General features: G+C 69.7%; 22 protein-coding genes. 15 read left to right on the forward strand and 7 right to left on the reverse strand.

The features are described 5' to 3' along the window. Positions 1-98: 98 nt before the first annotated feature. Positions 99-1,910: a hypothetical protein gene (locus AB0J91_RS14730; RefSeq protein WP_363868370.1), complete on the reverse strand. Its 1,812-nt coding sequence runs from the start codon at positions 1,908-1,910 to the stop codon at positions 99-101. 234 nt (positions 1,911-2,144) lie between these two features. On the opposite strand from AB0J91_RS14730, the gene AB0J91_RS14735 reads away from it, so the two are divergent. The 4 genes from AB0J91_RS14735 (at position 2,145) to AB0J91_RS14750 (ending at position 6,834) form a co-directional block, all read left to right on the forward strand. After that, the gene (locus tag AB0J91_RS14735; RefSeq protein WP_363868374.1) at positions 2,145-4,403 is read left to right on the forward strand and encodes a xanthine dehydrogenase family protein molybdopterin-binding subunit; all 2,259 of its coding nucleotides are present in this window, start codon (positions 2,145-2,147) and stop codon (positions 4,401-4,403) included. Positions 4,404-4,459: 56 nt separating this feature from the next. After that, entirely contained in the window at positions 4,460-4,933 is a 474-nt protein-coding gene (locus AB0J91_RS14740; RefSeq protein ID WP_363789665.1) for a (2Fe-2S)-binding protein, read from the forward strand. Beyond that, positions 4,930-5,751: a xanthine dehydrogenase family protein subunit M gene (locus AB0J91_RS14745; protein WP_363868377.1), complete on the forward strand. Its 822-nt coding sequence runs from the start codon at positions 4,930-4,932 to the stop codon at positions 5,749-5,751. The genes AB0J91_RS14740 and AB0J91_RS14745 overlap by 4 nt, the downstream gene beginning before the upstream one ends. Before the next feature lie 255 nt (positions 5,752-6,006). Further along, positions 6,007-6,834 carry a DUF72 domain-containing protein gene (locus AB0J91_RS14750; protein ID WP_363868380.1) on the forward strand — a complete coding sequence of 276 codons (828 nt, stop codon included), beginning with the start codon at positions 6,007-6,009 and terminating at the stop codon, positions 6,832-6,834. 146 nt (positions 6,835-6,980) lie between these two features. On the opposite strand, the gene AB0J91_RS14755 is transcribed toward AB0J91_RS14750, so the two are convergent. Beyond that, positions 6,981-7,712 carry a protein phosphatase 2C domain-containing protein gene (locus AB0J91_RS14755; RefSeq protein ID WP_363868383.1) on the reverse strand — a complete coding sequence of 244 codons (732 nt, stop codon included), beginning with the start codon at positions 7,710-7,712 and terminating at the stop codon, positions 6,981-6,983. Then, positions 7,713-8,165 carry a MarR family transcriptional regulator gene (locus AB0J91_RS14760; RefSeq protein WP_363868386.1) on the reverse strand — a complete coding sequence of 151 codons (453 nt, stop codon included), beginning with the start codon at positions 8,163-8,165 and terminating at the stop codon, positions 7,713-7,715. It lies immediately after the preceding gene. A gap of 145 nt (positions 8,166-8,310) precedes the next feature. Here AB0J91_RS14760 and AB0J91_RS14765 point away from each other — a divergent pair, with 145 nt between their 5' ends. Next, positions 8,311-9,498 carry an MFS transporter gene (locus AB0J91_RS14765; protein ID WP_363868389.1) on the forward strand — a complete coding sequence of 396 codons (1,188 nt, stop codon included), beginning with the start codon at positions 8,311-8,313 and terminating at the stop codon, positions 9,496-9,498. A 47-nt stretch (positions 9,499-9,545) separates the two neighbouring features. On the opposite strand, the gene AB0J91_RS14770 is transcribed toward AB0J91_RS14765, so the two are convergent. Then, positions 9,546-9,992: a hypothetical protein gene (locus AB0J91_RS14770; RefSeq protein ID WP_363868392.1), complete on the reverse strand. Its 447-nt coding sequence runs from the start codon at positions 9,990-9,992 to the stop codon at positions 9,546-9,548. A gap of 227 nt (positions 9,993-10,219) precedes the next feature. Here AB0J91_RS14770 and AB0J91_RS14775 point away from each other — a divergent pair, with 227 nt between their 5' ends. From AB0J91_RS14775 to AB0J91_RS14805, 7 genes are all read left to right on the forward strand, one after another. Next, positions 10,220-10,975: an SDR family oxidoreductase gene (locus AB0J91_RS14775; RefSeq protein ID WP_210971936.1), complete on the forward strand. Its 756-nt coding sequence runs from the start codon at positions 10,220-10,222 to the stop codon at positions 10,973-10,975. 147 nt (positions 10,976-11,122) lie between these two features. Then, entirely contained in the window at positions 11,123-12,001 is an 879-nt protein-coding gene (locus AB0J91_RS14780; protein WP_363868396.1) for a LysR substrate-binding domain-containing protein, read from the forward strand. A 182-nt stretch (positions 12,002-12,183) separates the two neighbouring features. Beyond that, positions 12,184-13,848: a sodium:solute symporter family protein gene (locus tag AB0J91_RS14785; protein WP_363868399.1), complete on the forward strand. Its 1,665-nt coding sequence runs from the start codon at positions 12,184-12,186 to the stop codon at positions 13,846-13,848. 9 nt (positions 13,849-13,857) lie between these two features. Continuing rightward, a complete protein-coding gene (locus AB0J91_RS14790) occupies positions 13,858-14,157 on the forward strand; it encodes a hypothetical protein (RefSeq protein ID WP_363868402.1) in 300 nt (99 codons plus the stop codon). Positions 14,158-14,289: 132 nt separating this feature from the next. After that, the gene (locus AB0J91_RS14795; RefSeq protein ID WP_363868405.1) at positions 14,290-15,648 is read left to right on the forward strand and encodes an SLC13 family permease; all 1,359 of its coding nucleotides are present in this window, start codon (positions 14,290-14,292) and stop codon (positions 15,646-15,648) included. Positions 15,649-15,675: 27 nt separating this feature from the next. Then, complete coding sequence (locus AB0J91_RS14800; RefSeq protein WP_363868408.1) at positions 15,676-16,899, forward strand: CaiB/BaiF CoA-transferase family protein; 1,224 nt, start codon at positions 15,676-15,678, stop codon at positions 16,897-16,899. Beyond that, a complete protein-coding gene (locus AB0J91_RS14805) occupies positions 16,896-17,843 on the forward strand; it encodes a hydroxymethylglutaryl-CoA lyase (protein ID WP_363868411.1) in 948 nt (315 codons plus the stop codon). Before AB0J91_RS14800 ends, AB0J91_RS14805 begins: the two co-directional genes overlap by 4 nt. A gap of 4 nt (positions 17,844-17,847) precedes the next feature. On the opposite strand, the gene AB0J91_RS14810 is transcribed toward AB0J91_RS14805, so the two are convergent. Further along, positions 17,848-18,633, reverse strand: a complete 786-nt coding sequence (locus tag AB0J91_RS14810) for an IclR family transcriptional regulator (RefSeq protein ID WP_363868414.1) — start codon at positions 18,631-18,633, stop codon at positions 17,848-17,850. A gap of 131 nt (positions 18,634-18,764) precedes the next feature. Here AB0J91_RS14810 and AB0J91_RS14815 point away from each other — a divergent pair, with 131 nt between their 5' ends. Then, complete coding sequence (locus AB0J91_RS14815; RefSeq protein ID WP_363789650.1) at positions 18,765-19,112, forward strand: hypothetical protein; 348 nt, start codon at positions 18,765-18,767, stop codon at positions 19,110-19,112. A gap of 207 nt (positions 19,113-19,319) precedes the next feature. Here the strand turns inward: AB0J91_RS14815 and AB0J91_RS14820 are convergent, their stop codons facing one another. Continuing rightward, complete coding sequence (locus tag AB0J91_RS14820; protein WP_363868416.1) at positions 19,320-20,816, reverse strand: potassium/proton antiporter; 1,497 nt, start codon at positions 20,814-20,816, stop codon at positions 19,320-19,322. A gap of 248 nt (positions 20,817-21,064) precedes the next feature. Here AB0J91_RS14820 and AB0J91_RS14825 point away from each other — a divergent pair, with 248 nt between their 5' ends. Together AB0J91_RS14825 and AB0J91_RS14830 are read left to right on the forward strand one after the other, a co-directional pair. Next, positions 21,065-22,357 carry an acyl-CoA dehydrogenase family protein gene (locus AB0J91_RS14825; RefSeq protein ID WP_363868487.1) on the forward strand — a complete coding sequence of 431 codons (1,293 nt, stop codon included), beginning with the start codon at positions 21,065-21,067 and terminating at the stop codon, positions 22,355-22,357. Positions 22,358-22,388: 31 nt separating this feature from the next. Further along, entirely contained in the window at positions 22,389-23,597 is a 1,209-nt protein-coding gene (locus tag AB0J91_RS14830; RefSeq protein WP_363868419.1) for an acyl-CoA dehydrogenase family protein, read from the forward strand. Between the two features lie 165 nt (positions 23,598-23,762). Here AB0J91_RS14830 and AB0J91_RS14835 read toward each other — a convergent pair whose 3' ends face one another. Then, entirely contained in the window at positions 23,763-24,686 is a 924-nt protein-coding gene (locus AB0J91_RS14835; RefSeq protein WP_363868422.1) for an alpha/beta hydrolase, read from the reverse strand. Positions 24,687-24,847: the final 161 nt, after the last annotated feature.

Raw genomic sequence — 24,847 nt, forward strand, 5'->3', positions numbered from 1 at the left:
CCTAGGTGGTGGGACCTCCGCCTAGACTCTGCCCGCCACGACCAAATGTGACAAGTACCACATCAGACGATCACCCGGCCCTTCCCCCGAACGGGCTACTACGGGGATTCGGTCGCCAAGCCGGACGCGGCCCGAGTTCGTTCGGCGCACGGCGGGCCCGAGATGGCCCGGCCGATGCGCTGACCGCCCCAGCCCAGCGCCAGGACGTAGGCCAGCGAGAGGAGCACCACCACCGCCGAGGCGGCGGGCCAGAGCCAGTCCGGGACGCTGGGTGCCGCTTCGCGGCGCAGCAGCTGGTACTCCGGCAGAGCGTCGCGGGTGAACTGCGAGGGCGTCGCGACGCCCGGCGTGTTCCGGGCCTCGTCGGCGGGCAGGTACACCGGCGTCGCGAGGATCGCGCGGCCGGAGTGCAGCCGGATGATCGTCTTCCACGGCCCGTGCACCGGCATCGGCTGGTTGGTGCGGTAGACGCCGGGCTCGATCTCGGTGAGCCGGTCGACGTGCAGCGAACCGCCGTGCCAGCCGGTGATGGTCAGCCAGGTCGGATGCTGGGCGATCGGGGTCGGCTCGATGCGCACCACGGCCTGATCCGTGAGCTCGTCGACGGCGACGCTGGCGCGCACGCCGTCCGGCGAGGTTCCGACCAGCCCGTTGACGACGGCGACCGCGATCCCGGTGACCGCCAGCCCGAACAGGGCGTTGCGCGTGCGCGCGGGCGGGAGCTCACCGCGCAACGCCCGCACCAGCAGTGCCCCGAGCAGACCGCCGCAGACGCCGCCGGTCAGCGACATCAGCACGCCCTCCGGCAGCATGTCCGGCGACCACGGCAGCCGGTAGGCCGCGGCGGTCCACAGGTATTCGCTGGTGTAGCCGATGGTTCCGATCAGGAGCCCGGAGAACACGCCCAGCGCCAGCGGTCTCCGGGTCAGCGCGGTCGCGGCCAGCTCCACGCACAGCGCCTCGATCACGTACATCGGGATCGCCGCGGTCGGTCCGCCGAGCACCGGCCCGACGAGCAGGGTTATGCCGCCGCGGGTCAGCACGAACAAAGCCACCGCGAGCATCGCGCCACCCGGCCCGACCCACAGCCGCGCGGCCACCAGCGCGCAGCCGGCGGAGACGGCGATCAGCAGCGGCTGGAAGACCATCCGGAACTGCGGGACTCCGAAGTCCCACTCCGCCTGGAAGACCGACAACCCGACCAGCAGCGCCCCGCAGAGCAGTCCGCGTCGGACGTACAGCGCGCGCATCGTCTCGGCGCGGCCGGTCCGCACGAACCTGCCCTCGCGTTCCAGCAGCGCCATGGCGACCAGCGACAGCGAGACGCCGCCGATGACCATCAGTCGCGCGGGCCCCCACAACGTGACGTCCTGCCCGAAGAGCCGCTGCCACACGGCGTCGAGCGGGAATCCCAGCAGCGAGAAGAAACCGGCGAGCCCCAGCAGGAGTCCGCTGGTCGGCGCCTCCCAGCACTTGGTGATGCGCAGCGCGGCGCGGCCCGGGTGCTCGCCGACCGGCAGCACCATCGCGAGCGTGCCCGCGACGCAGAGCCCGAAGATCCCGAACAGGATCGGGTAGTGCGCGATGTTGGACAGCGGCCCGGATCCGCGTCCCTGCGTGATGCGCAGCGCGATGTCCCAGTAGAGGCCCAGCAAAGTCACCAGCAGCGAGGTCAGCGCCAGTCGCAGCGGGAGCGCGGCCCAGCCGGGAAGTCCTCGCAGCAGCCAGGAGTGCTCGGATCGTTCGGCGAGGCGGGCGAGCACCGTGATCTTCCCGGTGCGGTGGCCGTATCCGAGCGCGATCAGCAGTGCGGCCAGCAGTCCGGCACTTCCCGCGGCGATGAGGATCTGGACCAGGTCCGCGCCATCCGCCGGGACGGGGCCCGACGGCTGCTGGATGAACGAGGTCATGTCGTGATCGAACACTAAACCTTCGACAATGTCAGGCCGTACTGTGACATTCAACGTTGTCAGAGTGCTGGTTCACCCGAACGGTGGAATCTTTCGGTGACCCTTCCGCCACGCAGAATCCACGACACGCCGACTTCTTCAGGCGTCAAGTCTTGTGGCTCACAGTCCGGAGCACAAGACTCTCGGTCAGTTCCCGAACTATTGTGATCTGATCCTGTTGACTGCGAGGCAGCTTTGAGCATTCTCGGCACCCGGGTCCAACGTGTCGAAGACCCACGCCTTCTCACAGTCGGCGGCACCTACGTGGACGACCTGCGTGAACCCGCCCTGCAAGGCGCATTGCACGTCCTCTTCGTCCGCAGCCCGCTGGCGAACGCCACCATCACCGAAGTGGACGTCGACGAAGCCAAGGCGGCTCCCGGCGTGCACGGGGTCTTCACCGCCGACGACGTCGACCTCCCGCCGTACCCCTCGGGCGGCAGCCTCTCCGGCCCCACCCCACCCGGAATGGACCGACCCCACCTGGCCAAGGGCGTGGTGCGCTACGTCGGCGAGCCGGTCGTGGCGGTCGTCGCCGAAACCCTGGGCCAGGCCCAGGACGCGGCCGAGATGGTCTCGATCGACTACGACCCGCTCGACGCGGTGATCGACCTCGACGAGGCGCTTTCCGACGAGAAGCTGGTGTTCCCGGAAGCGGGCACCAACGTCATCGGCACCGCCGGTGAACTCGACGACTCGCTGTTCGCCGACTGCGAGGTCGTCGTCACCAAGCAGATCCTCAACCAGCGCGTCGCCGCCGCCTCGCTGGAAGGCCGGTCGGCCGCCTGCGCGTGGGAGGGCGAGAAGGTCACCTTCTGGCTGTCCAACCAGAACGCTCAGTCCTGCCGCGACGAGCTGATGACCAATCTCGGCCTGCCGCAGGAGAAGCTGCGGGTGATCACGCCCGACGTCGGTGGCGGTTTCGGCGCCAAGATCGGCTCCGAGCAGGAGGCCGCGCTGCTGTCGCTGGTGTCCAAGCAGGTCGGCAAGCCGGTCAAGTGGGTGGAGACCCGCAGCGAGAACCTGGTGGCGATGACCCACGGCCGCGCGCAGCGCCACGTGGTCACCATCGGCGGCCGTCGCGACGGAACGGTGCAGGCCTACCGGCTGGAGATCGTCCAGGACGTGGGCGCCTACCCGCGGATGGGCGCGTTCCTGCCGGTGTTCACGCAGATGATGGCCAGCGGCGTCTACGACATCCCCAAGGTCGAGTCGCGGGCGCAGACGGTGGTCACCAACACCACGCCGATCGGCGCCTACCGCGGCGCGGGACGCCCGGAGGCCACCGCCGCGATCGAGCGCGCGATCGACCTGTTCGCCGCCGAGATCGGTGCCGACCCGGCCGACGTGCGACGCGCGAACCTGGTCAAGCCGGAGCAGTTCCCGTACCAGACGCCGGGTGGGATGCTCTACGACTCCGGCGAGTACATCAAGGGCCTCGACTCGGTGCTGGATGCCGCCGACTACGCCTCGCTGCGCGAGGAGCAGGCCAAAAGGCGCGCGGACGGCGCCACCAAGCAGCTGGGCATCGGCCTGGCCAGCTACGTGGAGATCACCGCGCCGAACAACACCGAGGGCGAGACCGGGCACGTCGAGATCCGCCCGGACGGCAGCGCTCTGGTGCTCACCGGCAGCTCCGCGCACGGCCAGGGCCACTGGACGTCGTTCGCGATGCTGGTGTCCGAGCAGCTGGGCATCGACCTGGACAAGATCGAGGTCGTGCACGGTGACACCGACCTGATCCCCAAGGGCGTCGGGACGATGGGCTCGCGATCGCTCCAGCTGGGCGGCACCGCGGTCCACCGCGCCGCCGTCGACGTCAAGGACAAGGCCCGCAAGCTGGCCGCCGAGATGATCGAGAGCGACGAGGCCGACATCGAGCTCACCGACGGCAGGTGGCAGGTGCGCGGCGCCCCCAACGTCACGGTGTCGTGGGCCGAACTGGCGCAGAAGGCCGAGGAGGGTCTGGCCGCCGACGTGCACTTCGTGGAGGACCGGCCGACGTTCCCGTTCGGCAGCCACCTCGCGGTGGTCGAGGTCGACGTGGAGACCGGCAAGGTCGACTACCTGCGGCACATCACGGTCGACGACGCGGGCGTGATCGTCAACCCGATCCTCACCGAGGGCCAGCGGCACGGCGGCATCGCGCAGGGCGCGGCGCAGGCGCTGCTGGAGGAGGTCTCCTACGACTCCGACGGGAACCCGCAGAACGCCAGCTTCGCCGACTACGCGATCATCACCGCCGCCGAGCTGCCCAGCTTCGAGCTGCTGACGATGGAAACACCCACCACGCTGAACCCGCTGGGCGCCAAGGGGATCGGCGAGGCCGGGACGATCGGCGCCACCCCGGCGGTGCAGAACGCGGTGGTGGACGCCCTGTCCCACCTGGGTGTTCGGCACATCGACATGCCGACCACGCCCGAACGGGTGTGGCAGTCCATCAACCAGGCATAGAAAACCCGCTGATCTTGTTCAGGTAGTGCACCTGAGAAGCGTTGAGGAGTTCCTTCGTGCAAGTTTCGATCAACGTCAACGGCGAGCAGCGGAGCCACGAGGTCGAGGACCGCACCCTGCTCGTCCAGTACCTGCGCGACGACTGCGAGCTGACCGGCACCAACGTCGGCTGCGACACCACGTCCTGCGGCGCGTGCACGGTGCTGCTCGACGGCGAGTCGGTGAAGTCCTGCACCGTGCTCGCCGCGCAGGCCGAGGGCAGTGAGGTCACCACCATCGAGGGCCTGTCGGACGGCGAGCAGCTGCACCCGATGCAGCGCGCGTTCCAGTCCAACCACGGCCTGCAGTGCGGTTACTGCACGCCGGGCATGGTGATGGCCTCGGTGTCGCTGGTCGAGGAGAACCCGAACCCGACCGAGGCCGAGGTCCGGTCCGGTCTGGAGGGCAACCTCTGCCGCTGCACCGGTTACCACAACATCGTTCAAGCCGTGCTCGACGCGGCCAAGGAGAAGCAGGGGGCCGCGGAATGATTCCTGCCGCCTTCACCTACAAGCGCGCCACCACGGTCGACGAGGCGCTGAACCTGCTCGCCGAGCACGGCGACGACGCGAAGCTGCTCGCCGGCGGGCATTCGCTGCTGCCGCTGATGAAGCTGCGGCTGGCGGTGCCGGAGGTCGTCATCGACGTCGGCGGCCTGCGCGACCTGTCCTACATCCGCGACGAGGGTTCGCAGATCCGCATCGGTGCCCTGACCAGGCACCACGACATCGAGCACTCGGACCTGCTCAAGCGAGAGGCCCCGCTGCTGGCCCACGCCGCGGGCACCATCGGCGACCCGCAGGTCCGCCACCGCGGCACCATCGGCGGTTCGCTGGTCCACGGCGACCCGGCCTCGGACCTGCCCGCGGTCGCGCTGGCGCTGGACGCGGTCCTGGTCGCCCAGGGCCCGTCGGGCACCCGCGAGATCGCGATCACGGACTTCTTCACCGACTTCTTCGAGACCTCGCTCGGCGAGGACGAGCTGCTGGTGGAGATCCGGGTCGAGAAGAACTCCGCGCAGGGCTGGGACTTCCAGAAGTTCACCAAGCGCGCCATCGACTGGGCGGTCGTCGGCGTGGCCGTCGCGGGCAACCGCGTCGCCCTGGTCAACATGGGACCCACCCCGATGCGAGCGGCAGGCGTCGAGGAAGCACTGGCCTCGGGCGCCAACCCCGCCGAAGCAGCGGAACGCGCAGCCGAGAACACCTCTCCCCCGGACCAGCCCACTGCCAGCGCGGACTACCGCCGCCACCTGGCCAAGGTCCTCGTCCGAAGGGCCCTCGAAGCCTCAGCCAACCGAGCGGGCTGACCACCACCCGAAGGGCACCTCCGGCCCCCGCCGGAGGTGCCCTTCGGCGTCAGCGCGGGTGCAGGACCGGCTACGGGCAGACCGCAGGTTGATCCAGCGTGATGTCCTGCTCGCCGAAATTGACGGGCTTGGCGGCCGCCCTGGGGGCGGCCTGCTCACATGACCCTTGCGAGCTGCGGAAATACGGCTTTGGATCCGGAAGCGGGTTAGCGTGGAGTTGTGGTGGGTCGGGTCCGGGTCGGAACTTCGGGGTGGGTGTACGGGCCTTGGCGGGGGCCGTTCTACCCGGAGGGGTTGCGGCGCGTCGACGAGTTGGGGTTCCTGGCCGAGCGGATGAGCAGCGTGGAGCTCAACGGGTCGTTCTACTCGTTGCAGCGACCCGAGAGCTACCAGCGGTGGGCCGCTCAGACTCCCGATGACTTCGTGTTCTCGGTGAAGGGCAGCCGGTACATCACGCACATGAAGCGGCTGCGCGGTGTCGAGACGGCGTTGGCGAACTTCCTGGCCTCGGGTGTGCTGGCACTGGGCGGCAAGCTCGGTCCGATGCTGTGGCAGCTACCCCCGTCGCTGAAGTTCGAGCCGGAGCGGTTGGTGGAGTTCTTCTCGCTGCTGCCGCGCAGCACCGCGCAGGCGGCCGACCTCGCCGCGCGGCACGACGAGCGGTTGGAAGGCCGGGCGCTCACCGAGACCGACGCGGACCGGCCGATGCGGCACGCCCTGGAGGTCCGGCACTCCAGCTTCGCCACCGCCGAGGCCGTCGAACTGCTTCGGGAGCACGACATCGCCCTGGTCGTGGCCGATGCGGCCGGGAGCTGGCCGCATCTGGAAGACGTCACCAGCGACTTCATCTACCTGCGCTTCCACGGCGCCGAAGAGCTCTACGCCAGCGGCTACGGCGACGACGACCTCGCCCGTTGGGCGCGGTTGATCGACGCCTGGCGCCGGGGCGACTCACCCACCACCGACCACACCATCGCCGCCCCGGCCCCGGTGGCCGAAACTCGCGACGTCTACGCCTATTTCGACAACGACATCAAAGCCCACGCCCCTCACGACGCCATCACCCTCGCCGGTCTCCTCTGACCCCACCTCCCACCGACCCTCTCGGTCCCGCCGGTGGTGACCGGATTTCAGTGGAAATCAGGAACTCGATTTCAGTGGAAATCAGGAACTCGATTTCAGTGGAACTCGGAACCCCGATTTCCACTGAAATCCGGTCAACGGGTGGGTCAGGGCGTCCAGTGGACCGTTGTGGCGTCGTCGTGGGGTTTTGCTCTCGGGGGTGGGGAGTTGGTGGCTTCGGCTTGGCGGACCTGGGTGAGCAGGGTCGAGGGGCCTTCGGCGTCGAGGAGGTCTAGGAGGCCGGGCCAGTCGGTGAGGGCGAAGTGGTCGACGTGGCGGGAGGCGCCGTCGGTGAGGAGGGCCGCCCTGCGGAACGGGGGTGTCGTGCCGGTGACGGCGTGGTGGGCGGCTTCGGGAACCGTTGAGGCGACCCAGAACCCGTCCGGGGAGTTGCGGAGTTCGGCCACCGCTTCGCGGGTGTAGCTGGGGAGGCGGTCGATGCGCCCGTCGACGATCGGGCGGACTTCGCCGTCGACGTCGAGGACCAGCGGGCTGTCGGCCAGGACCAGGTGCTCCGCCTGGTCGCGGAGTCGCAGCAGCGTCACCGTCGAGGACGGGCTGTTGGGGTTGTTGAGGTCGCAGGTGTCGGCGTGGGCTCGGCGGACGCGGTCGATCGCCTCGGCCAGGACGTCGGCGAGCGGATCATCGCTGATCGTGAGCAGTTCGGCGAGCGCCCCGCCGAGACGCCGGACGAGCCAGACGACGTCGTGCGCGCAGCCGCTGTCGACGCCCGCCGGAGCGGTGGCGCCGTCGAGCACGAACGCCCAGTCGGGACCGATCGCGAAGTGGTCCTCGTTGCGGCGGCCCGGGGCCGGGATGGTCGCTGCCGTCGCGGGCATCTACTCGCCGAGATGAGGTAGCCGGTGCAGCGCCTCGACCAGCGGAGCGAGCTCGGGGACCTGCTCGGCCTCCGCGAGCGCCTTCTCCAGCGTCTCGTCGTGGGTGGGCCTGGCCTTCTCCAGCAGCGCGCGACCGTCGTCGGTGAGCTCGGTGTAGATGCCGCGCCGGTCGTCGCGGCACAGCACCCGGGTCAGCAGCATCCGGTCTTCGAGCCTGCTGACCAGGCGCGTCGTGGCGCTGCCGCTGAGAGCGGTGGCGCGGCCGAGCTGCTGCATCCGCATGTGCCAGCCGTCCTGCCTGCTCAGCGCGTCGAGCACGGTGTACTCGACCACCGACAGGCCGTGGTCGGCCTGCAGCGCCTTCTCCAGCGCGGTCTCGATCCTGCCGTGCAGGGCTGCGAGCGTGCGCCAGCCGCGCGCCCGGATCTCCACCGCGTCGTCGGCGATCCCCACTGCACACCTCCCCTGCCGGTGACGTCCGCCTCTTCCCCACTGTAGCGGTTTGCGCCGATATAGCGCGCCTGCAACTATTTATGACGCGCGTGCAACTACCTGCGCGCGCTATCTACCCACAAACGCACTTAAGGAGCGTACGGGGATGCCCGTTGCACTCGTGGCCCTCGCACTCGGCGGGTTCGGCATCGGCCTGACCGAGTTCGTCATCATGGGCCTGCTCCCGGAGGTGGCAGGCGACTTCGACGTCAGCATCCCGGTCGCCGGCTACCTGATCTCCGGGTACGCGCTGGCCGTGGCGGTCGGGGCGATCTTCCTGACCGCGGCCGTCACCAGGCTCCCGCGCAAGAAGGTCCTGGTCTCGCTGATGTTCCTGTTCATCGCGGGCAACCTGCTCTCGGCCGTCGCCCCGGTCTACGGGCTGATGCTGGGCGGACGGATCATCGCCGCGCTCACCCACGGCACGTTCTTCGGCATCGGCTCGGTGGTCGCCGCCGCCCTGGTCCCACCGAACCGCAGGGCAGGGGCCGTGGCGATCATGTTCACCGGCCTGACCACCGCGAACGTCCTGGGCGTCCCTCTGGGCACGTTCCTGGGGCAGGCGCTGGGGTGGCGCTCGACGTTCTGGGCGATCACCGCGATCGGCGTGCTGGCGCTGATCGGCATCCAGCTGCTGGTGCCGGGCGCGAAGGTCGACGCCGACGTGGCCCCGACGCGACTGCGGGCCGAGCTCACCGCGCTGCGCCACCCGCAGGTGTGGTGGACGGTGGCGATCACGATCCTGGCCTTCGGCGGCATGTTCGGCGCCTTCACCTACATCGCGCCGCTGGTCACCGAGGTATCCGGATTCGCGGCCGGCACCGTGCCGTGGCTGATGCTGGTGTTCGGCGTGGGTCTGTTCGCGGGCAACCTGTTCGGCGCGCGGATGGCCGACCGCGACCTCGACGCGACGATGCTGGTGCTGCTGGTCGGCCTGACCGTCGTGATGGCGGCTTTCGGGCTTCTCGCCGGGTTCAAGGTGATCACCGTCGTGGCGATCCTGCTGATGGGCGGCTTCGGGTTCGGCACCGTGCCGCCGCTGCAGACGCGGGTGATGACTTACGGAGGCGACGCTCCGACGATGGCCTCGGCGATCAACATCGCGGCGTTCAACGTGGGCAACGCGCTCGGCGCGTGGCTCGGCGGCCTGACCATCGCGGCCGGGCTCGGCTTCACCTCACCGCTGTGGGTCGGCGCCGCGCTGGCCGCCGTCAGCGTCGTCCTGATGGCCACCGCAGCCGCGACCAAGCCGAAAACGCGCGCGGACGAGGAGATTCCGAACCCGGTGGCCTGATCCGCGCCGGTGGCGCCGCATCACCGCGGCGCCACCGGTTGACCGGATCAGTAGTCGTCTTCGGGGAAGAACATCTCCTCGAGGTGGTCGGCCGTCTCGGCGACGAAGTTCAGCGGGTCGACGAACTCGTTGATGTCGAGGTTGAGCAGCGGGACGGCGTGCCGGAGCACGACGTGCTCGCCGATGACCACCGCACCGCACACCACCGAGGTCTGCCCCAGCTCGTCGAGGAGCTTGTGCAGGTCGACCTGGTCGGCTCGGCCGATCACCGAGACCACCTGGACCCAGTCCTCGGCGTCGTCGAGCCGCTCGCGGGCGACGATGACGATCTGGCTGCGGTCGTCCTCGTACTCGACGAGGATCCGGATCTCCTCCTCGCTGGACTCGATGATCCGGAACTCGGGCTCTTCCTCGAGCTCCTCGTCGTCATCCTCCTCCGGAGCCGGCTGGTACTCCGTGCGGATGAACTTGCTCAGGTCTTCCCAGGTAGCCACGTGGCCCTCCCAGCAACGGCACGGCATGTCGCGGCGAAGTGTAGGGGATCTTCGGCCGCCTCAGGGAGGTTTCCCGAGCGATGATCCGAACGAGGCCGACCGACTCCGCCGAAGGCGATGACCTGCGACTACCCAAGTCCTTTGTGGGCTCACCAGTTGTTCGTGTTTCCCCTCCGGCCGATCCCGGACCTAGCGTCGGGATCGGGAGTCGATGACGAGGAGGGACGATGGTTTCGAACGGTGTGCGGGACGCGGTCGTGCTGGTCGGCGGAGGCGCGAAGAACCTCGGCGGCCTGCTGTCGCGGACGCTCGCGGAGGACGGCGCGAAGATCGTCGTGCACTACCACAGCGAGTCCTCAGCGCCCGACGCGGAGAAGACCGTGCGAGCGGTGCAGGAAGCCGGTAGCCAGGCCGTCGCCGTGCAGGCCGACCTGACCGCGGTCGCCGACGTGCGACGGCTCTTCGACACGGCGGTGGACACCTTCGGCGGTCTCGACATCGCGGTGAACACGACGGGGATGGTGCTGCGCAAGCCGATCCTGGAGACCTCGGAGGAGGAGTTCGACCGGATGTTCGCGGTCAACGCGAAGGCCGGCTACTTCTTCATCCAGGAGGCAGGACGACGTCTCAACGACGGCGGCAAGATCATCAGCTTGGGCACCTCGCTGCTGGCCGCGTTCACCGACGGCTACTCCACCTACGCGGGCGGCAAGGCCCCGCTGGAGCACTTCACCCGGGCCGCCGCCAAGGAGTTCGCCGATCGCGGGATCTCGGTGAACGTGGTCGCGCCGGGTCCGATGGACACCCCGTTCTTCTACCCGCAGGAGACGCCGGAACGCGTCGAGTTCCACAAGTCCCAGGCGCTCGGCGGCCAGCTGACCAAGATCGAGGACATCGTTCCGATCATCCGGCACCTGGCCACCGAGGGCTGGTGGTTCACCGGGCAGACGCTGTTCCCCAACGGTGGCTACACCACTCGCTGACCGACGAGCGGGAGCCGGCGTGGGCGCGGAGGGGGCACCCACGCCGGCTCGTCGGGTCAAGGGCCTGCGCGCGTCACCGACCTGGGGATACGGTCAACACGTGCGCTGCAACCCGATTCCCGGGACCCGCTCGGCGGTCCGATCCTGATGACGCTCGACCTGCACAAGCTCGGTCACCTCATCGCGGTCGCGGAAGAGGGCGGTTTCACGCGGGCGGCGCGTCGGCTGCACCTGTCCCAGCAAGCGCTGTCCACCTCCATCCGCGCGCTGGAGCGCGAGGTCGGCGTGGAACTGCTCGACCGCGGCGGTTCGAAGCTGACGGTCCTGCCCGCCGGTGAAGCGCTGATCGCCGACGCGAGGCTGCTGCACGGCGCCGCCCGGTCGGCGCTGCTGCGCGCCCGGCGGATCGGCCGCGGCGAGACCGACGTGCTGCGGATCGGCCACACGCCCGCGGTCACCGGGGACGAGGTCACCGCGCTGCTGCACCGGGTGCACGAGGTCCAGCCCGAGCTGTCCACGCAGGTCAACCAGCGCTATCCGGGCGAACTCACCGAGGGGCTGGTCGCCGGGGAGCTCGACCTCGGGCTGTGCCGAGGCATGACGCCCGACCGCGGGCTGGTCGCCACGACGCTGGCGCACCACCGGCTCCGGGTCGCGGTGGCCGCCGGTCACCGGCTCGCGAGGCGCGATTCGGTCGAGCTCGGGGAGCTCGCCGACGAGACGATCGTGGTGTGGGGGCTGCCAGGTCGCTCCGGCTACACCGACCTGCTGATCGAGTGCTGCCGCCAGGCCGGTTTCGAACCGGACATCCGGCGCAATCCCATCCAGGGCACACCTCCGGTCACCGCGGTGCAGGGCACCGACGATCTCGCGCTGGTCACCGCGGCGGCGGGACCGGCCGCCGGCGGCACCGTCCGAGTGCTCGAACTGCTCCCGCCCACGTTCGTGCCGCTGCACGCGCTGTGGCCGCAGCACACGAATTCGCCTGCGCGCGAAGACTTCCTGGCCGCCGTCACCGAGGCGTGACGCCCGCGCCGGTTCCACTGTGGATATTTTGAAAGTTTCGGCGCCACAAGGCTTCACGTCCGATCGGACCATCAAACCGCACTGCGTACGGATGATTGACCGGACGTTCGCGACTCCCGTACCGTCCCGAACGATGTCCGACTGGTCGAACATCGTTCGCGACAACGACGGAGATGGGAATCATGGCACTGGCAGCGGACGACCTCAGGTTGTCGATGAACTGGATGGACACGCTCATCCTGGTCATCTACTTCGCCGTGGTCCTCGGCATCGCACTGGCCGCGCGCCGCAGCGTCAGCAACAGCCTTGACTTCTTCCTGGCAGGCCGTGCACTGCCGGCGTGGGTCACGGGCCTGGCGTTCGTCTCGGCCAACCTCGGAGCCACCGAGATCCTGGGCATGGCCGCCAACGGCGCGCAGTACGGCGCCTACACGGTGCACTGGTACTGGATCGGCGCGATCCCGGCCATGGTGTTCCTCGGCCTGGTGATGATGCCCTTCTACTACAACTCGAAGGTGCGCAGCGTTCCCGAGTTCCTGCTGCTGCGGTTCAGCCGCTCGTCGCACCTGCTCAGCGCGGTCATCTTCGCGGTCGCCTCGGTGCTGATCGCCGGGGTGAACCTCTACGCGCTGGCGATCGTGCTCAAGGCGCTGCTGGGCTGGCCGCTGCCGATCTCGATCCTGCTGGCCGGGATCTTCGTGCTCGCCTACATCGTCATCGGCGGCCTGTCCTCGGCGATCTACAACGAGGTGCTGCAGTTCTTCGTGATCGTCGCCGCGCTGATCCCGCTGACCGTGCTCGGCCTGGTCCGGGTAGGCGGCATCGACGGGCTGATCGAGAAGGCCACCGCGCAGCAGGGCGACATGTTCCTGTCCACCTGGGCCGGAACCGGTTTCGGCGAGACCAACCCGCTGGGCACCAACTGGCTGACCATCACCCTCGGCCTCGGTTTCGCGATCTCCTTCGGCTACTGGACGACGAACTTCGCCGAGGTGCAGCGATCCCTGTCGGCCAAGAACCTCTCGGCTGCGCGCCGCACCCCGCTGATCGCGGCGTTCCCGAAGATCTTCATCCCGCTGATCGTGGTTCTGCCGGGCATCATCGCGCTGATCATCGAGCCGACGATCGGCAAGACCGGTGGTTACGACTACAACGACGCGATCCCGATCCTGATGCGCGACCTGCTGCCCAACGGCGTGCTCGGCCTCGCGGTCACGGGCCTGATGGCCTCGTTCATGGCGGGCATGGCGGCCAACGTGTCGAGCTTCAACACGGTGTTCACCACCGACATCTGGCGGGCCTACATCAAGCCGCACATGCCCGACGCGCACTACCTGAAGGTGGGCCGGGCGATCACCGCGATCGGCGTGGTCATCGGCATGGGCACGGCGTTCCTGGCGGCGTCGTTCAGCAACATCATGAACTACATGCAGACGTTGTTCGCCTTCTTCAACGTCCCGCTGTTCGCGACGTTCATCCTCGCCCTGTTCTGGAAGCGGATGACCGCCAAGGCCGGTTTCTGGGGCCTGCTGCTGGGCACCGCGGCACCGATCGCGTTCTACTTCGCCTACCAGGCCGGCATCGTGGAGATGGGCTCCGACCAGGACGCGAACATGACGGCATCGATGATCGCCTTCGCGGTCGACCTGCTGGTCAGCGTCCCGATCGCGCTGGCGACCAAGCCGAAGCCCGCCGCCGAGCTCGAAGGGCTGGTCTACAGCCGAGCCTCCGCCCGGGACAAGGGAGTGGTGGCCGCCGGTGACGACGCGTGGTACCGCAAGCCGGCCGTTCTCGGCTGGAGCGCGCTGATCCTGTCCGCCCTCTGCTACATCCCGTTCACCCTCTAGGAGCCCGCGATGGCCGAAAACCCGCGCGAAGAAACCGAGATCGCCCACCACGCAGCCGAGATCGACGACCTGGAGCGCAAGTCCGGCACTGCCTCGCAGCTGTTCGACGTGCGAACGGTGATCGGCGGCCTGTTCCTCCTCTACGGCGTGCTCATCAGCGCCGCCGGGATCTCCCCCGACGCCGCCGAGCTCGACAAGGCCCAGGGCATCAACATCAACCTGTGGACGGGGTTGTCGATGCTGGTCGTCGGCGCCCTGTTCATCCTCTGGCTGCGGTTGCGACCGCTGCAGCCACCGCCCAAGGAGTGACCGACCGCGAGCTGGAGGCCGTCACCGTCTTCACCCGAAACCGTTGACTCCCATCGTGGGTTAATGTTCATAATGTGAGCCGCTGCTCGCCAGTGCAGTGCAGTGCAACGGCGCACAACGGAACGGACCCACATGTCAGACACGGCAATCCTGATCAACACAGGCGTGGCGGTGGCGGCCATCGTGCTGCTGATCGTCAAGTTCAAGCTCAACCCGGTGATCGCGCTGGTCCTGGGCGCGTGCTACCTGGGGCTGTCCACCGGGCTCGGCGTAGAGAAGACGGTCGACGCGATCACCACCGGGTTCGGCGACATCATGGCCGAGATCGGCCTGCTGGTCGCCTTCGGCGTGCTGATCGGCGCCGTGCTGCGCGATCTGCGGGCCATCGACCGCCTGGTGGAACTGCTGCTGCGCAGCTTCGGTCCCAACCGGCTGCCGCACGCGATGGGACTGACCATCGCGACCTTCCTGCAGTCCATCTTCCTGGACGTGCTGCTGATCATCTCAGCGCCGCTGGCCAGGGCGATCGCCCCGAAGCTCGGCCGCTACGGCACCGCGAGGATGGCCACCGCGCTGGCCATCTCGCTGGAGTGCGGCATCGTGTTCACCGTTCCCGGGGTCGGCGCGCTGGCCCTCGCCGGACTGCTGCACGTACCGCTGGGCACCTACCTGCTCTACGGGCTGGTCGTGATCATCCCGACGGTCGCGATCTCGATCTCGCTGATGACCTTCGTGCTCACCCGCGGCTGGTGGAAGCCCGAGCTCGACGAGCTGCCCGCCACCGCCCCGGACGAGCCGGTCCGCGGCGAAGGACCCGGCGCGATGGTCGCGCCGGAAACCGGCAGGCAGGCGCCGCTGCTGCTGGCGTTCGGCCCGCTGCTGGCCGCCCTGCTGCTCATCGCCGCCGGTGCCCTCGCCGACGCGGTGGACCTGCACAACCCCGTGCTGTCGCTGCTGTCGGATCCGGTCGTCGCCCTGCTGCTCGGGCTGGTCGGCACCTGCCTGGTCGGCCACCGCCACCTGGGCCAGTCCGCGCTGGACGCCTCGCTGAGCCGCGGATTGCGGGACAGCGGCCAGATCCTGCTGCTCAACGGCGTCGGCGGCTGCCTCGCCGGAGTCATCGACCAGGCCGGTCTCGGCGACATCCTGGGCAAGTTCTTCTCCGCCAACACCTTCGCCCCGCTGCTCGTGGTCTGGCTGATGGCCGCCGTCCTGCACGTGGCGGTCGGCTCGGTGACCATCTCGGCGATCACCGCCGCCGGTCTGCTCGCTCCGCTGGCTCCCGTCCTGGGCGTCAACCCGGTGCTCATCGCGCTCGCCGCGGGAGCCGGTTCGCTGTTCATGGTCCACCTGACCAGCAACACCTTCTGGTTGTTGCAGTCGCTGCTCGGCCAGACCACCCGGGGTGCCCTCAAGACGTGCTCGGTCGGCGTGTCCGTCGCCTCGGTGGTGGCCATGGGCCCGGTCCTGGCGCTCAGCCTCGTTCTGTAGGAACACCTTTCGCGAAGAGAGAAGCAATTGGGCAACGACAGCACCCGGTACCCGCTGGAGGGCGTGCGCGTCCTCGAACTGGGCAACTACATCGCCGCGCCGACGGCCGGCCGGATGTTGGCCGACTTCGGAGCCGAAGTGATCAAGGTCGAGCGGCCGGGCAACGGCGACGAGCTGCGCGGCTGGCGGCTGCACGGCGGCTCCACGTCGATGTTCTTCCACACCATCAACCGGAACAAGAAGTCCGTGGTCCTGGACCTGCGCAGCGACGAGGGCAGATCGACGGTGCTGGACCTGGTCCGGCACTGCGACGTGGTCCTGGAGAACTTCCGCCCCGGCACGCTGGAGAAGTGGGGCCTGGGGCCGGAGGCGCTGGAAGCCGCCAACCCCGACGTGGTGCTGGCCCGCATCTCCGGATTCGGCCAGACCGGGCCGCTCTCGCAGCGGCCCGGCTTCGCCGCGGTCGCCGAGGCCATGGGCGGAATGCGGGAGCTCGTCGGCGAAGCCGACCGGCCGCCCTCGCGGGTCGGGGTGTCCATCGGGGACTCGATCGCCGGGCTCCACGCGGCGTTCGGGATCGTCGTCTCGCTGCTGGAGCGCAGGTCGGGGCGCGGAACCGGAACTCCGCTGTCGGACCGGGTGGTCGACATCGCCCTGCACGAGTCGGTCTTCTCCATGATGGAGTCGCTGGTCCCCGACCACCTCGCTCACGGCGTGCGGCGGCAGCGCGTCGGCGGCCGGATGGAGGGCATCGCGCCCACCAACGCCTACCCGTGCGGTGACGGCAGCAGCGTGGTCATCGCGGGCAACGGCGATTCCATCTTCCGCCGCTACATGCAGGCGATCGGACGTCCCGACCTGGCAGAAGACCCGGACCTGGCGAGCAACGCCGGACGCTGGGAGCGCCGCGACGAACTGGACCGGGCCATCGGCGAGTGGACCTCGGCCCGCTCCCGCGACGACGTGCTGGCGGTCCTGGACGACGCGGGCGTGCCTGCGGGCCCGATCTACACCGCCGCCGACATCTGCGAGGACGAGCAGTACCGGGCGCGCGACATGATCCAGGACATGCGCGTGGACACCGGTGGCGACGAGCCGGTCGACGTCGGGTTCCCCGGTGTCGTGCCGGTCATCGGCGGCACCTCGCTGCCGCTGCGCACGCCGGGCCCCGAGCTCGGTGAGCACACCGCGGAGGTGCTCGGTTCGCTGCTGGGAAGGACACCCGAGAACACCGGCGAGGAGCGGAAATGACGCACGGATTCCAGCCGCAGGCCACCCTGCGGGACGTGACGCTGCGCGACGGCCTGCAGCTGACCGGCAAGCAGCTGTCCACCGAGCGCAAGGTCTCGATCGTCCGGGAGCTGCTGGCGCTGGGCGTGCCGAGCGTCGAGATCGGTTCGCTGGCCCGCCCCGACCTGGTCCCCTCGATGGCCAACACGCTGGAGGTCGTCGAGGCGCTCACCGCCGAGGAGCGGGCGCGCTGCTGGGTGTGGGTGGCGACGCCGCGCCACGTGGAGCGCGCCGCCGCCGCCGGGGCCGTCAACTTCCAGTACTGCCTGTCGGCCTCGGACGCGCACAACCGCGCCAACATCGGGCGGTCCACCGAGGACAGCCTGGCCGCGATGCCGCGCGCCGTGGAGCTGAGCCGGGAGGCGGGCGGCCGGATCCAGCTGTGCATCGCCACCGCGCTCACCTGCCCCTTCGACGGCTACGTGCCCGAGCAGCGGGTGCTGGACATCGCCGCCGATCCGCGCGCCGACGGCGCCGCCGACGTCGTCCTGGCGGACACCCTGGGCCAGGCCGTTCCCGCGCAGGTCAGCAGCCTGATCACGCAGGTCGCCGAGCGCACCCCGCAGCGCCGGATCGTCTACCACGGGCACGACACGTGGGGGCTCGGCGTGGCCAACACGCTGGCCGCCGTGCAAGCCGGAGCGGCGGAGGTCGACGGGGCGTTGGGCGGTCTCGGAGGCTGCCCGTTCGCACCCGGTGCCAGCGGCAACGCCGCCACCGAAGACCTGCTGTTCGCGCTGCGCCCGGACTGGCTGAGCACCGAGGTCTTCGCCCGGCTGGTCGCGCTGTCCGGCGGAGTGCTGGAGGAGCTCGGCGAGCCCAACCGCTCCCGCGCCGCGCAGGGGTCCCGGTCCAGCGCCACCGCGTTCCCGTGGGCGGTGGGGAGGGAGGAGACCTGCCGGTGAGCGGTCAGCGCGGGAGCCGGCCGCCCAGCGCGCGCGTGATGCGCTCGGCGTGCTCGATCAGCACGTCGATCCACGCCTCGCACTGCTCGTAGGGCATCCGCAGCGTCGGCCCGTGCACCATCACCGCGCCCAGGAGCTCCGCGTTCGCGTCGAAAACCGGTGCGGCCAGGCCGGAAGCGCCGTCGACCCGCTCGCCGACGGTGATGGCGTAGCCGTCGGCCGCGGTCTTCTTGATCAGCCTGGCGAGCTCGTCCCGGTCGGTCACGGTGCTCTCGGTCAGCTGCGGGAGCTCCTCCGCCAGCGCGCGCTCGGCCGATCCGGGTCCCCACGCGAGCAGGACCCGGCCGGCCGAGCCGACGGTGATCGGCGCGATGCTGCCGACCGAGATCTCCCGGCGCAGGGCGTGGCGGGTCTCGGCGACCGCCACGCACACCCGGTGCGTCCCCTCGGCGCGGAAGAAGCACGCGCTCTCGCCGGTGATGTCGCGCAGCTCCTTGAGCACCGGGTTGACCACGCCCAGCACGTCCAGGTCCTTGCCGGCCGCCGCTCCCCAGTAAGCCATCCGGACGCCGATGCGCAACCGGTCCTCCGCGCGGTCCAGGAATCCGTGCGCGACGAGGTTGGTCACCAGGCGCTGCACCGTGGACTGCGGCAACCCGGTGATCTGCTGGATCTCCCGCAGGGTCAGCTCGGGGCGGCTCAACGTGAAGGCGTTGAGTATCTCGGCGATCTTGCCCAAGACCAGCAGCGGCCGCTGGGTCGCACCGCCCGAATCGCGTTCCTCCGGCATGTCCCGAACATACGGCAGACGGGGCCGCTCGTTCCGGGAAGACCGGAACCGCGGTTGGTGCTTTCGGTTGATCTCGGTTTCCCGGCGGTCGATCACCGGGTACCGCAGCGGGTGAGGGAAGGAGACGTCCGATGACATCGTTGGTGACGTTCCTGATCGCCGGGATCCTCCTGGTCGCCGTCGACGGGCACCTGCTGCGGCGCAGCGGGACCGCCTACCTCCGCGAGCTCGGGGACAACGCGGGGCCGCTGAACCAGCTGGTGACCGTCGTGTTCCACCTGGCGACGCTCGGTCTGGTGGCGCTCATCGCGATCCTGCCGATGGATCTGGGCGGCGAGCCCAAGACCGTGGTCGGCCGGATCGGCGTGCTGCTGCTGGTGCTGGCCGTGTCCCACGCGCTGACGATCTGGAGCTTTGGCCGCATCCGAGCGCGCCACGAGTCCGAGGTCCTCACGGCCGAAGTCGCGCGGCGGAGCTAAGAACTTCTGGGAGTTGCTTGCTTTGCTTGTCGGTGCGGGTAGCGGAACCTGAGCGCCTCCGTGGTCTCCGTGCGCCACTCCTGATGTATGTCCAATGCACGGCGTCGCGGCGTACTCGCCACGAAGCCGCTCAGAACCCGCGGCGGTGCGAGTTGAGTCCCACACCTGGAACAACGGCTCCGCCGCTCATGAACAACCTGAACAGCGTCAGGCCGGGTCGCCGCGTTCGCCGAACCAGTGGGCGAGGCGGCCTCGGCGGCTGACCGCGCGGAGCCGGTTCTCGGTGGCCTGGCGCTGGGCGACCGTGGTGACGATGAACAGCTCGTCGCCGGTTTCGATGCCGGTCTCCGGGCTGGGGACGAAGGTGCGCCGGTCCCGGATGATCAGGGTGACGACGCCGGGCTCCGGCAACCGGAGTTCGCGGACCGTGACCGCGTGCATGGCCGAGTCCGGTGGCACCGACATCGACAGCAGTTCCGCGTCGAGGACGTCCAGCGGGGCCGCCTCGACCTGGACCTCCCGCGTCGCCTCGCGCGGCAGGATGCGCAGCCACCGGGCCAACGGCCGCAGGCTCGGGCCCTGCACGACGGTGAACACCATGACCAGCACGAACACGATGTCCAGCAGCCGCTGGCTGTTCGGGACGCCCTGCACGACCGGGAAGGTGGCGAGCACGATCGGCACCGCGCCGCGCAGCCCCGCCCAGGACAGGAACGCCTGCTCCCGCAACGGCACCCGGAACCAGACCAGCGACAGCACCACCGCCAGCGGTCGCGCGAGCAGCAGCAGCACCAGTCCGATGACCAGCCCCGGGATGATCTCGACGGTCAGGCGGGTCGGCGTGACCAGCAGGCCGAGCAGCACGAACAGCCCGATCTGGGCCAGCCAGGCGAGCCCTTCGGCGAACGACCGGGTCGCCGAGCGGTGCGGGAGCCCGCTGTTGGCCAGCACCACCCCGCACAGGTAGGCGGCGATGAAACCGCTGGCGTGCACGGCGCCGGAGGCGGCGAAGGCGACGAACCCGAGCCCGAACGACGCCAGCGGGTACAGCCCGGACGCGGGCAGGGCGATGCGCGGCAGCACCACGGCGCCCAAGAACCCGATGCCGAGCCCGAGCAGCACCCCGAGGCCCAGCTGGTACCCCAGGCTCGCCACGACGTGTCCCGGTGAGAACACCAGCGGGGTCACGCTGAACAGCAGCACCAGGATCACCGTGGGCGCGTCGTTGAAACCCGACTCGGCCTCCAGCAGTCCCGCCACGCGCCGGGGCAGCGGCAACACCCGCAGCACCGAGAACACCGCCGCCGCGTCCGTCGAGGACACGATCGCGCCGAGCAGCAGCGCCAGCTGCCAGTCGAAGCCCAGCAGGAAGTGCGCCCCCGCGGCCGTCACGAGGAGGCTGACACCGATGCCGACGGTGGCGAGGATCCCGGCGGGCGCCACGAGTTTTCGCACGTCCGACCACTTCGTGGTCAGACCGCCTTCGACGAGGATCACGGCCAGCGCCGTCGTGCCCAGGTTGCGGGCCAGTTCGGCGTCGTCGAAGTCGATGCCGAGCCCGTCCTCGCCCAGCAGCACGCCCAGCGCGAGGAACAGCAGCAGACTGGGCAGTCCCACCCCGCGCGCGACGCGGGTGCCCACGACACCCGCCAGCAGCACCAAGGCACCAGCGAGCAGCACCCAGTTCAGCTGCTCCAGCGACATGTGACCCCCGCTACACAATCGGCCAGTGATACTAGCCAATCGCTTCACCGGCCACCGGAAACGGGCTCTTCAACCATCCACCGCGCGCAAAAGCAAGCAAGCCGTGATCGACCTCTCTGGCGCGGTGACACCAGGGCACGTTATTTTACTCGTCAGTAGGTAATGCCCGGCCGACGCCGGCCGATTGGAGACGCACCGTGTCAAACGCCCATCGGGGACAGGCTGGCGGCGCTCGGAAGCGCGACGCCATGGGCCTCGGCCTCGCCGCCCTGACCAAGATCGCCAGCGCGCCGATCATCGACAAGTTCGGCCTGCGCAAGCAGTTCGAGACCCTGGTGCAGACGGGCACCCGAACCGGCTTCAGGGCCGCCGGCGCCGCGACCAGGTCCTTCAAGAAGGTCCAGGGCCACAACGAGCCCGTGCGCCTGACCCCCGCCCCGGCCAAGGACCTCTTCGACCTCGAACCCGACGAAGAGCAGTCGCTTATCGCCGAGACGGTCCGGGAGTTCGCCGCCGAGCAGCTGCGGCCCGCCGCCGTGGACGCCGACGCCAAGCTCACCCCGCCGGCCGACCTGCTGGAGCGCTCCGCCGAGCTGGGACTCAGCGCGGTCGGCATCCCGGAATCCCTCGGCGGCATCGGCACCGAACGTTCCGCGGTCACCAACGCGCTGGTCGCCGAGGCCCTCGCGCACGGCGACATGGGCCTGGCCGTCGCGGTGCTCGCGCCCTCGGCCGTCTCGACCGCGCTCACGCTGTGGGGCGACGAGGACCAGCAGGCCACCTACCTGCCCGCCTTCGCCGGTGAGAACGTGCCCGCCGCCGCGCTCGCGCTGCAGGAGCACGTCGCGCTCGGCGACCCGCTCAAGCCGAGCACCACCGCCAAGCGCACCCCGAAGGGCTACCAGCTCAGCGGTGTGAAGTCGCTGGTCCCGCGCGCCGCGCAGGCCGAGCTGTTCATCGTCTCGGCGAACCTCGACGGAAGCCCCGCGCTGTTCCTGGTGGAGTCCTCCACCTCCGGTCTGTCCGTCGAAGCCGAACCTGCCATGGGCCTGCGCTCGGCGGCGACCGGCAAGCTGCACCTGGACCAGGTCGACGTCCCGGTGACCGCGCTGCTCGGCGAGGGCAAGCTCGACGTGTTCACCGACCTCGTCCGGCTCTCCCGGCTGGCCTGGGCCGCGCTCGCGGCGGGCACCGGCAAGGCCGTGCTCGACTACGTCATCCCCTACGTCAACGAGCGCACCGCGTTCGGCGAGCCGATCAGCCACCGCCAGGCCGTGGCCTTCAGCGTCGCCGACATCGGCATCGAGCTGGAGAGCATCCGGCTGACCACGCTGCGCGCCGCCGCGCGCGCCGAGCAGGGCAAGCCGTTCGCCCGCGAAGCCGCCCTGGCCCGGAAGCTGGCCACCGACAAGGGAATGCTCATCGGCAACGCGGGCGTGCAGCTGCTCGGCGGCCACGGCTACACCAAGGAACACCCCGTGGAGCGCTGGTACCGCGACCTGCGGGCTATCGGCGTGATGGAAGGCGCGGTCCTCGTCTGAGGACCTTCGAGACGCGAAGGACTCTATTCTCATGATCAATCTTGAGGTCCCGAAGAAGGCGACCGCGCTGGTCAACCAGGCGTACCAGGCCGCTTCCGAGGTGTTCCGCCCGATCTCGCGCAAGTACGACCGCGCCGAGCACGAATACCCCAAGGAGCTCGACACCCTCGCCGCGCTGCTGGACGGCCTGAACTCCTCCGGCGAAGGCGGCGCGGGCGCGGCCGGCGTGCGCAAGGGCGGCGACGACGGCGCCAAGGGCAACCGCAACGGCGCCAACCTGAACCTGGTGCTGGGCACCATCGAGATGTGCTGGGGCGACGTGGCGATGCTGCTGGCCATGCCGCGCCAGGGCCTGGGCAACGCGGCGATCGCCTCGGTCGCCAACGAGGAGCAGGCCAAGCGCTTCGCGCAGGTGTGGGCGGCGATGGCCATCACCGAGCCGCACACCGGCTCGGACTCGGCCAACATCACCACCACCGCCGAGCTCGACGGCGACGAGTACGTCCTCAACGGCGAGAAGATCTTCGTCACCGCCGGTGGACGCGCCGACACCGTGGTCGTGTGGGCGACGCTGGACAAGTCCCTCGGACGCGCGGCGATCAAGTCGTTCGTGGTGGAGAAGACCCGTCCGGGCATCAAGGTGGAGCGCCTGGAGCACAAGCTCGGCATCAAGGCCTCCGACACCGCCGTCATCCGGTTGGACAACTGCCGGGTGCCGAAGGAGAACCTGCTCGGTTCCCCGGAGATCGACACCAAATCCGGGTTCGCCGGGGTCATGCAGACCTTCGACAACACCCGCCCTCTGGTCGCCGCGATGGCCATCGGCGTGGCGCGGGCCGCGCTGGAGGAGACCGCGAAGGTCCTCGCCGAGGCGGGCGTGACGGTCGACTACGACCGCCCGGCCAACTCCCAGCACGCCGCCGCCGCTGCGTACCTGCAGCTGGAGGCCGACTACGAGGCCGCGTACCTGCTGACGCTGCAGGCCGCGTGGATGGCCGACAACCGCAAGCCGAACTCGCTGCAGGCGTCGATGGCCAAGGCCAAGGCCGGCCGCTCGGTCGTCGACATCACCCTGCGCTGCGTCGAGCTCTGCGGCACCGTCGGCTACACCGAGGAGTCGCTGCTGGAGAAGTGGGCCCGCGACTCGAAGATCCTCGACATCTTCGAGGGCACCCAGCAGATCCAGCAGCTCATCGTCGCCCGCCGCCTCCTCGGCAAATCAAGCGCCGAACTCAAGTAACCCACCCCCACACCCCACCAACCCCGGGGACCGGACAGGACGGATTACCGCAGTTTTCGGCGACCTGATTACTGCGGTATTCGGGTCACCCCGGTCGGTCTGGACGGGTCGTCCCTGGTGGGACCGGGGTTGGTGGGGTGATGTGGCGGCTGGGAGTTGGTCGGGTCAGCTCTCGGTGCGTTCTTCGAGGGTGTTGCCGACGAGGGTGTAGAGGGTTTCGGCCAGGTGGGTCAGGCCTGGTTCTTCCGTCGGGTAGTGGCCGCAGTTCTCCAGCATGACCACCGTGGTCGGGCCTGCTACCCGGTTGAGGAAGCGGAGGCTGAGGTCCGCCGGGGTCCAGTCGTCGTTCGCCGGGTGGGCGAGGACGAGTGGCACTGAGCCGAAGTTCTCCGGCGGGGTGTGGCCGTAGCGGACGAAGCTGGTGAGCAGGCCGATCGGGGTCCTGGCGCCGCCGCCTCGCGGGTCGGCCGCGCACAGCGCGGCGAGCTGCGGATCGCGGCTGATCTTGCGCTCGTCGGCGAGCCACCGCATCGGCACCCGGACGTCACCGGCGAGCCGTTCCAACACGGCGAGACCGGCCGGCGGGATCGCACCGAGCGGACCGCGGGCGGCCCGACGACGGGCCTCGGCGTCGGCCGGGTCGAGCAGGCAGGTCGCGACCACCGCCGACACCTGCCCGGTGCGGGCGGCGACCTCGTAGGCCAGCATCCCGCCCATGCTCGCGCCGAACAGCACCAGCGGCCGGTCGTCGCGCCGCCGCTCGGCGAGGACGAGCTCGCACAGCAGTTCCACCCAGTCGCCGTAGCGGATCCGGTGCGGACGCGGCACGACGGTGTTGCCGTACGGCGGCAGGTCGACGAGCAGCAGGTCGGCCATGCCCGCGATCGGCGAGCACACCGGCCACAGCGCCCCCGAATGACCGGCGGCGCCGTGGATCACCATCACCCGCGCGGACGCTTCCGGAGCCGCGACCCGCGCGATGTGCACGCGACCGTCCCGCCAGTGCCACCAGGTCGACGTCGGCTCCACTTCGGAGGCACGCCGCCGGTAGGAATCCGGCAGGAAGCGGGCGTAGCTCTCGCTGTCCACCTCACCAGAGTGAGCGCGAAGCCCCCCGACTACAACTCACCCCCGTTCGCGTCGGCTTCCGCAGCTGCGCCGCGAACGTCCGGAATGATCAGCAGATGCCGGTGAACGGCCCCTCTTCGCGATCAACTGCGGCGCGAACGGGTCGTCGGGAAGTGCGAGGA

Origin of the sequence: Saccharopolyspora sp. NPDC049357, from assembly GCF_040677225.1 — a bacterium.
Lineage (GTDB): Bacteria > Actinomycetota > Actinomycetes > Mycobacteriales > Pseudonocardiaceae > Saccharopolyspora.

Excerpts from the sequence above, each read along its gene's own strand:
- AB0J91_RS14730 (WP_363868370.1), bottom strand. The coding sequence starts at position 1,910 with ATGACCTCGTTCATCCAGCAGCCGTCGGGCCCCGTCCCGGCGGATGGC.
- AB0J91_RS14745 (WP_363868377.1), top strand. The coding sequence starts at position 4,930 with ATGATTCCTGCCGCCTTCACCTACAAGCGCGCCACCACGGTCGACGAG.
- AB0J91_RS14755 (WP_363868383.1), bottom strand. The coding sequence starts at position 7,712 with ATGCCCGCGACGGCAGCGACCATCCCGGCCCCGGGCCGCCGCAACGAG.
- AB0J91_RS14765 (WP_363868389.1), top strand. The coding sequence starts at position 8,311 with ATGCCCGTTGCACTCGTGGCCCTCGCACTCGGCGGGTTCGGCATCGGC.
- AB0J91_RS14775 (WP_210971936.1), top strand. The coding sequence starts at position 10,220 with ATGGTTTCGAACGGTGTGCGGGACGCGGTCGTGCTGGTCGGCGGAGGC.
- AB0J91_RS14780 (WP_363868396.1), top strand. The coding sequence starts at position 11,123 with ATGACGCTCGACCTGCACAAGCTCGGTCACCTCATCGCGGTCGCGGAA.
- AB0J91_RS14785 (WP_363868399.1), top strand. The coding sequence starts at position 12,184 with ATGGCACTGGCAGCGGACGACCTCAGGTTGTCGATGAACTGGATGGAC.
- AB0J91_RS14790 (WP_363868402.1), top strand. The coding sequence starts at position 13,858 with ATGGCCGAAAACCCGCGCGAAGAAACCGAGATCGCCCACCACGCAGCC.
- AB0J91_RS14795 (WP_363868405.1), top strand. The coding sequence starts at position 14,290 with ATGTCAGACACGGCAATCCTGATCAACACAGGCGTGGCGGTGGCGGCC.
- AB0J91_RS14805 (WP_363868411.1), top strand. The coding sequence starts at position 16,896 with ATGACGCACGGATTCCAGCCGCAGGCCACCCTGCGGGACGTGACGCTG.
- AB0J91_RS14810 (WP_363868414.1), bottom strand. The coding sequence starts at position 18,633 with ATGCCGGAGGAACGCGATTCGGGCGGTGCGACCCAGCGGCCGCTGCTG.
- AB0J91_RS14815 (WP_363789650.1), top strand. The coding sequence starts at position 18,765 with ATGACATCGTTGGTGACGTTCCTGATCGCCGGGATCCTCCTGGTCGCC.
- AB0J91_RS14820 (WP_363868416.1), bottom strand. The coding sequence starts at position 20,816 with ATGTCGCTGGAGCAGCTGAACTGGGTGCTGCTCGCTGGTGCCTTGGTG.
- AB0J91_RS14825 (WP_363868487.1), top strand. The coding sequence starts at position 21,065 with ATGGGCCTCGGCCTCGCCGCCCTGACCAAGATCGCCAGCGCGCCGATC.
- AB0J91_RS14830 (WP_363868419.1), top strand. The coding sequence starts at position 22,389 with ATGATCAATCTTGAGGTCCCGAAGAAGGCGACCGCGCTGGTCAACCAG.